We start from the raw sequence: 6,855 nt of genomic DNA, 5'->3' as shown, positions 1-6,855 counted from the left end.
ACCCGCTTCAAGGAGAGCCTCAAGGACGGGACGAGCCGGAGACCGCCACGGTCAAGCCATCGGCGCGTCGACGGCCGTACCGGTGATGGTGATCACGTCGGTCACCCTGCTGCCGGCGCTCCGCAGCACGTCGGCCGGCACCCGGCCGCGGCAGGGCTGGGTGAGGTGCTCGATGTACTTCACGGCAGCGCCGCAGTGGACCTTGGTGCAGTTCGAGCGGGTGGCCTGCACGGTGGGGGAGAGCTGGAGCAGGTCGGGGTTGCCCGGCTCCATCTCGGCCTGCATCAGGAAGTGCGGCACCCCGTCGAACTCCTCGGCCAGGATGCCGAGGATGCCCCCTTCCGGCTGCCTGATGATGGGCTGCGTCCATCGCACCGCCGGCCGCGATCCGCAGGTCGAGCGCGGCCTCCACCGGGGCGGCCCGGTCGTCGGCGTCGAGCACCGCGCCGGACGGCCAGATCTCGGTGACCCCGGGGATGAAGCCGGTGTCGCTCTGCTGGTCCGCGGGGTCCTTGCGGACCTCGTCGGGAACCGGGGCCTTGCGGTCGCTCATCCGGGGCCTTCGGCGGCATCGGTCGGGTCGGCGGCGGCGGCGGTGTCGGCCGGGTCGGCGGCGGCTCGGTGGCTGTCCGCCGTCTTCCACCACCCGGGGTTGTCCCGGTACCAGGCGACGGTCTCGGCCAGTCCCTGGTCGAAGGCGATCCGCGGGCGGTATCCCAGCTGCTTGCGGATCTTGCTGTCGTCCAGCGAGTAGCGCCGGTCGTGGCCCTTGCGGTCGGGGACGTACCGGATCATGGACCGGTCCGCGCCGCACAGCGCCAGGAGTCGCTCCGTCAGCTCCAGGTTGGTGCGCCCGGCGCCGCCGCCGATGTTGTACACCTCGCCGGCGCCGCCGCTGGTGAGCACCGTCTGCACGGCCCGGCAGTGGTCGTCCACGTGCAGCCATTCGCGTACGTTGCCTCCGTCGCCGTACAGCGGCACCGGCCTGCCCTGCAGCAGGTTCGTCACGAACAGCGGGATCAGCTTCTCGGGGAACTGGTAGGGGCCGTAGTTGTTGGAGCAGCGGGTGATCGACACGTCCAGCCCGTGGGTGCGCCAGTACGCGCGGGCGATCAGGTCGGAGCCGGCCTTGGACGCCGCGTAGGGCGAGTTGGGCATCAGCTGGGCGTCCTCGGTCCACGAGCCCTCGTCGGTCGAGCCGTACACCTCGTCGGTCGAGACGTGGACGAATCGGGGCGTGCCGCGGCGCAGGCAGGCCTCCAGCAGGGTCTGGGTGCCGCTCACATTGGTCCGGATGAACTCCGCGGCCGAGCGCACCGAGCGGTCCACGTGCGACTCGGCGGCGAAGTGCACCACCGCGTCGTGGCCCGGCAGCAGGTCCAGCAGCAGCGGGAGGTCGCAGATGTCGCCCTGCACGAAGTGCATCCGGGGGTGGTCGGCGGGCAGGTTCTCCCGGCGGCCGGCGTAGCTGAGGAGGTCCAGGACGGTCACCTGGGCCTGCTCGTAACCGGGGTAGCCGCCGGCGAGCAGCGTGCGTACGTAGTGCGAGCCGATGAAACCGGCACCGCCCGTCACCAGGAGTCTCATCGGGCAGCGATCCCGGGGCGGGGGTGCGGGCGCGTACCCGGCCCGCCTGACAGCAGCAGAGGTCTCACTTTCTCTCCTCGATCGAGTTCGGACGTGTCAGCCGTCGCCAGGACGCGGTGGACCACGCGCTGCCGCTCGCGTCACCTCAGAAGTGGCCCACCGCCGCTGATTCACCACCCGGCCGCCGGCAACACCGTATAGGGAGCAGGCCGCCACGTCGCGCCGCCGGCCTGACCCAGCAGGACGTGGCGACCGCGCTGCGCACCAAGCGCGAGATGATCAACGGCTGGGAGACGGGCCGCGCTACGCCCCGCCCACCGCGCCTGGCCGCCTACAAGCGGCTGCTGGACGGCTGGGCGGCGAAGTACCCGGCACCGGTGCCTGCGACGTTCACCACCACCACCGCGCCGACGCCCGCCCCAGCTCCCACAGCGGTGCCCGCGCCCGCGGTACCGGCCGCGGCCGCCGACGCCCGCCCGACGCCGTCGACCAGAAGCACGCCCGCCAGGCCGACGTCGACGTCGCGCCGCCCGGCCGCGAAGAAGGCCACGCCCGCGGTGGTCGACCCGCGATTCCCGCACGGTTCGTTGGGCGTGCTGGACGGCGACGGTTCGGTGGAGTGCGGTGGCGGCGTGGTGCTGCAGTGCCCGGCGACCACGATCTGGGCCCTGGTGGAGTGGACGCTTGCCGAGCCCGGGATCGGGCAGGCGCGACTGCACCGCGACGGCAAGGACTCCGACCCGCTGATCGTGCTCACCGAGTCGGCCGCCGATCGGTTCGCCCCTTACGGCCCGGCTGGAGAAGCCCGGAGGAACGCCGCTCGCTGCGTCTGACGGACGATCACAAGGTCGTCCAGCAGATCACCCGCGCGAAGGGGCAGCTGACCAGGCGCGGGTCCGGGCCCTGGGCGGGGGGCCTCAGCCGTGCCTCAGGGAGTGCGTACGAGGACGGTTCAGCTCGATCGTGTGATGGTCGGCCTGCGGGCTTGTGGGGGCCTGGGTCGTTCGGGCTACGGTGATCGTGCGATCTGGGACGCCGGGTGCGGTGCCGGCGTGCGGGGCCCCTGCTCCACCGGAGTGATGGTTCGGGGCCTCCTCGTCGCCTCTGGCCGTGCCCATATGGCCAGGTCGTGAGGGAGCCGGCCTCCCGGGATCGGACCGTGCACAGGATGCGTGTCGCTGCCCCGGGGTCGAGTACGCCGGGGACCTGGGGGTACCTCCCACGCCGTTCAGGCAGTGGGGGAGCGCCCAAGACCGTTCGGGGCGTGCGGCTGAGCAGGACTCACTCCTGCGCAGTCTTCAGGAACGGTCTACCGGCCCGCGCAGGGCGGGCAGCGTCGCTGCGTGCAGCCGGCGATCCTGCCGTGGGACGCTCTGGATCCCCGCTCCTGGGGCGACGCAGCCGAGTCGCCGGCGCCGGCCCGCGTGCTCGGGGTGTACGCCACCCGCGTCATCACCCCGCGCGGCTCCACTGCCGTCTCCGGCCTGGAGCTGATGACCGCGTCGCGCCCGCCGACCCGCGCGGTGCGCGACGAAGCCGCCGGTGTCGGTTCACGAGGCCGATGTCAGATCGGTGGCGGCCTGTGCGCTGCCGGATCCGATGTGGGCGTGCACCCAGTCGGTGATCTCGCGGGTCGGCGTGCCGGGGGTGAACAGCGCGGCGACTCCGAGGCCGAGCAGGGGCGGGATGTCCGCCTCGAAGATGATGCCGCCGCCGAACACGGTGATGTCGGTGGCATCCTCCTCTTTCAGGAGGTCCATCACCTGGGCGAAGAGCGTGAGATGGGCACCGGAGAGCACCGAGAGGCCGATGCCGTCGGCGTCTTCCTGGATCGCGGTGTCGACTATCTGACGCGGTGTCTGGTGCAGTCCGGTGTAGACGACCTCGACGCCGGCGTCGCGCAGGGCGCGGGCGATCACTTTGGCTCCGCGGTCGTGGCCGTCCAGGCCGGGCTTTGCCACGACGACGCGGATGGGCTTCTCGGCGGCGCCGGGAGTGGAGTGCATGGCGAGTCCTCGGTCCGGTTCGTCGGTCGGTGGGTCAGCAGTTCCGTCAGTAGGCGTCGGTGGGGACGTAGGTGCCCCAGACCTCGCGCAGGGCGTTGCAGACCTCGCCGACGGTGGCGCGGGCGCGCAGGGCGTCCTTCATCGGGTACAGGACGTTGTCCTCGCCTTCGGCGGCCTTCTTCAGGGCTGCCAGGGCCGAGTCCACCGGCTCCTGGTCGCGTTCGGTGCGCAGTTTCGCGAGGCGTTCGGCCTGCTGGGCCTCGATGGCGGGGTCCACGCGCAGCGGCTCGTAGGGCTCTTCGGCGTCCAGCTGGAAGCGGTTGACGCCGACGACGACGCGTTCGCCGGAGTCGGTCTCCTGGGCGATGCGGTAGGCGGAGCGCTCGATCTCGGACTTCTGGAAGCCGTGCTCGATCGCGTTGACCGCGCCGCCCAACTCCTCCACTTTGCCCATGAGTTCGAGGACGGCGGCCTCCACGTCGTCGGTCATCTTCTCCACGACGTAGGACCCGGCGAACGGGTCGACCGTGGCCGTCACGTCCGTCTCGTAGGCGAGGACCTGCTGGGTGCGCAGGGCCAGACGGGCGGACTTGTCGGTGGGCAGGGCGATGGCCTCGTCGAAGGAGTTGGTGTGCAGCGACTGGGTGCCGCCCAGCACCGCTCCCAGGCCCTGGACGGCGACCCGGACCAGGTTCACCTCCGGCTGCTGCGCCGTCAGCTGGACACCCGCCGTCTGCGTGTGGAAGCGGAGCATCAGCGACTTGGGGTTCTTCGCGCCGAACTCCTCCCTCATCACCCGCGCCCAGATCCGGCGGGCTGCACGGAACTTGGCGACCTCCTCCAGGATCGTCGTTCGCGACACGAAGAAGAAGGACAGGCGCGGGGCGAAGTCGTCCACGTCCATACCGGCCGCCACCGCGGTGCGGACGTACTCGATGCCGTCGGCGAGCGTGAAGGCGATCTCCTGCGCCGGCGACGCCCCCGCCTCGGCCATGTGGTAGCCCGAGATCGAGATGGTGTTCCACTTCGGGATCTCGGCCTTGCAGTACTTGAAGATGTCCGCGATCAGCCGCAGGGAGGGCTTGGGCGGGAAAATGTAGGTGCCGCGGGCGATGTACTCCTTGAGCACGTCGTTCTGGATCGTGCCGGTCAGCTTGTCCGCCGCCACGCCCTGCTCCTCACCCACCAGCTGGTACATCAGCAGCAGCAGCGCCGCCGGGGCGTTGATCGTCATCGACGTGGAGACCTTGTCCAGCGGGATCCCGCCGAACAGCACCCGCATGTCGTCGACCGAGTCGATGGCGACACCGACCTTGCCCACCTCGCCCGAGGCGATCGGCGCGTCCGAGTCATGGCCCATCTGCGTCGGCAGGTCGAAAGCGACCGACAAGCCCATCGTGCCGTTCGCGATGAGCTGCTGGTAACGGGCGTTCGACTCGGTGGCCGTGCCGAAACCCGCGTACTGACGCATCGTCCACGGACGCCCCGTGTACATCGACGGATACACACCCCGCGTGAACGGGTACCGGCCCGGCTCACCCAGCTTCTGATCCGGGTCCCAGCCCTCCAGAGCCGACGGGCCGTACACCGGCTCGATGGGCAGTCCGGACTCGCCTGTTCTGATGTGGTCCATCGTTGCGTGTCTCCCGGCGAGCAGCCTGATCCGAGGTGTCCGTGGCGTCTTCACCGTCGGGGCTGTCGCTAGGGGCGTCCTCGAGCGGCGCAGGACCGGGTACGCGGGCCACAGCGGTCAGGGCGCAGAGCAGCGCCGGCAGGCCGAACGCGATAGGGTGCGGCTCTGTTTGAGGGACGGTGATCACGCTGCGAGTGCGAGGCTGTCGCGGCAGCGGATGGCGTGAACCCGCAGGTGCTCGCGCTGCGCGTGATACTTCCAGTGCTCCTCGAAGTCGCCGTTGCTGATCACCGTGCGGAGCCTGAGGACGGCCTCGGCTCCGGCGAGGCCCCAGCGGGCACCGGTGATGTCCATCCGGTCCTTCACCAGGTGCCGGCACGCCCCCTCGATCACGCCTGTCGCAATCGGCCAGCCCTCCGCCAGCGCGATGTCATAGCCGAGGTGGGGGAGTTTGGCCCGGAGGTAGCCGACCGCCTTGTCCACCCCCAAGCGCCGCTGGCCGCCCACGCCCACGTCTCCGTCTCCGCCACCGGAGACAGAGACGGAGACGGAGACGGAGACGGAGACGGAGACGGAGACGGAAGAACGAGGTCGACCGGGTCGCCACCACGTGAAGTGGCGACCCAGACTCACCTTCTGAGCCCCGGTCAGTCGACCAGCAGCACCAGCTTGCCCGTCGTCCGGCCGGTGTCGCCCAGATCGTGCGCCTTGGCGGCATCGGCCAGCGGGAAGGTCCCCGCGATCGTCGCCTTCAGCTTCCCCGACTCCACCAGCTCCGCGACCGCCTCCATCCCGGCCCGGTCGGCTTCCACCAGCATCCGCACCGCCCGCACGCCCAGCCGCTCGGCCTCCTCGTAGAACTCCGGCGGGCCGACCGGCAGGACCGACACCACGATCCCGCCGGGCCGCAGCACCCCCAGCGACCGCACCGACGTCTCACCGCCGAGCGTGTCCAGGACGACGTCGACGTCCCGGACGGCCTCCGTCACGTCGGTGGACCGGTAGTCGATCGGCTCGTCCACGCCGATCTCCCGCAGGAAGTCGTGCTTGCCCGCGCTCGCCGTACCGATCACGTACGCGCCGCGCGCCTTGGCGATCTGCACGGCGACGTGCCCCAACCCGCCGGCCGCCGCATGGACCAGCACCCGCTGCCCGGGCCGCACATCGGCGTACTCCGTCAGCGCCTGCCACGCGGTCAGCGACACCAGCGGCAGCGCGCCCGCCTGGACGTGGTCGATCGAGGCCGGCTTGTGCGTCAGGGCGCGCGCCGGGACGGTGACGTACTCGGCGTGCGAGCCGTGGCCGAACGGGTAGGGCAGCATGCCGAAGACCTCGTCGCCGGGCTTGAAGGCGGCCACGCCGATCCCGGTCTCGGCGACCTCGCCGGAGAGGTCCCAGCCCAGGACGAACGGCGGCTCGCCCAGGAAACCGCCGGTGGCCCGGTGCTTCCAGTCGGTGGGGTTGACCCCGGCGGCCCGCACCCGGACCAGCACCTCGTTCGGGCGCGGCGCGGGCCGCCCGACCCGCACTTCCCTCAGGACCTCGGGACCGCCGAGGACGTCCTGGCTGATGGCTCGCATCGTGTTCGCATCGTTCATCGGGTCTCTCCTTCGTGGATACCCCGGCTTA

5 protein-coding genes and 3 pseudogenes are annotated in these 6,855 nt (G+C 71.0%); 2 read left to right on the top strand and 6 right to left on the bottom strand.

Translation table 11 applies throughout. The features are described 5' to 3' along the window. Positions 1-117 precede the first annotated feature (117 nt). A pseudogene (locus R2S09_RS39725) lies at positions 118-372 on the bottom strand (NDP-hexose 2,3-dehydratase family protein); the annotation flags it as partial. A 177-nt stretch (positions 373-549) separates the two neighbouring features. Next, on the bottom strand, positions 550-1,587 hold the full coding sequence (gene rfbB / locus R2S09_RS39720) for a dTDP-glucose 4,6-dehydratase (protein ID WP_316746139.1): 1,038 nt from the start codon (positions 1,585-1,587) through the stop codon (positions 550-552). A gap of 116 nt (positions 1,588-1,703) precedes the next feature. On the opposite strand from rfbB, the gene R2S09_RS39715 reads away from it, so the two are divergent. Next, positions 1,704-2,420 carry a multiprotein-bridging factor 1 family protein gene (locus R2S09_RS39715; protein ID WP_399145713.1) on the top strand — a complete coding sequence of 239 codons (717 nt, stop codon included), beginning with the start codon at positions 1,704-1,706 and terminating at the stop codon, positions 2,418-2,420. 474 nt (positions 2,421-2,894) lie between these two features. Next, positions 2,895-3,131, top strand: a pseudogene (locus tag R2S09_RS39710) (transcriptional regulator); the annotation flags it as partial. A 6-nt stretch (positions 3,132-3,137) separates the two neighbouring features. On the opposite strand, the gene R2S09_RS39705 reads toward R2S09_RS39710, so the two are convergent. From R2S09_RS39705 to R2S09_RS39690, 4 genes and pseudogenes are all read right to left on the bottom strand, one after another. Further along, positions 3,138-3,593, bottom strand: a complete 456-nt coding sequence (locus tag R2S09_RS39705; protein ID WP_316746137.1) for a cobalamin B12-binding domain-containing protein — start codon at positions 3,591-3,593, stop codon at positions 3,138-3,140. A 46-nt stretch (positions 3,594-3,639) separates the two neighbouring features. Beyond that, positions 3,640-5,226 (bottom strand): methylmalonyl-CoA mutase, encoded by a 1,587-nt coding sequence (locus R2S09_RS39700; protein WP_306193151.1) that lies wholly within the window; start codon positions 5,224-5,226, stop codon positions 3,640-3,642. Positions 5,227-5,409: 183 nt separating this feature from the next. Beyond that, a pseudogene (locus R2S09_RS39695) lies at positions 5,410-5,643 on the bottom strand (ISKra4 family transposase); the annotation flags it as partial. Between the two features lie 230 nt (positions 5,644-5,873). Next, positions 5,874-6,824: an NADP-dependent oxidoreductase gene (locus R2S09_RS39690; RefSeq protein WP_316746136.1), complete on the bottom strand. Its 951-nt coding sequence runs from the start codon at positions 6,822-6,824 to the stop codon at positions 5,874-5,876. Positions 6,825-6,855: the final 31 nt, after the last annotated feature.

It is taken from the genome of Streptomyces sp. MK7 (genome assembly GCF_032658145.1).
Taxonomy (GTDB): Bacteria; Actinomycetota; Actinomycetes; order Streptomycetales; family Streptomycetaceae; genus Streptomyces; species Streptomyces spiralis.
The sequence above is the reverse complement of the archived record's forward strand: the minus strand, read 5'-3'. Positions and strand labels throughout refer to the sequence as shown.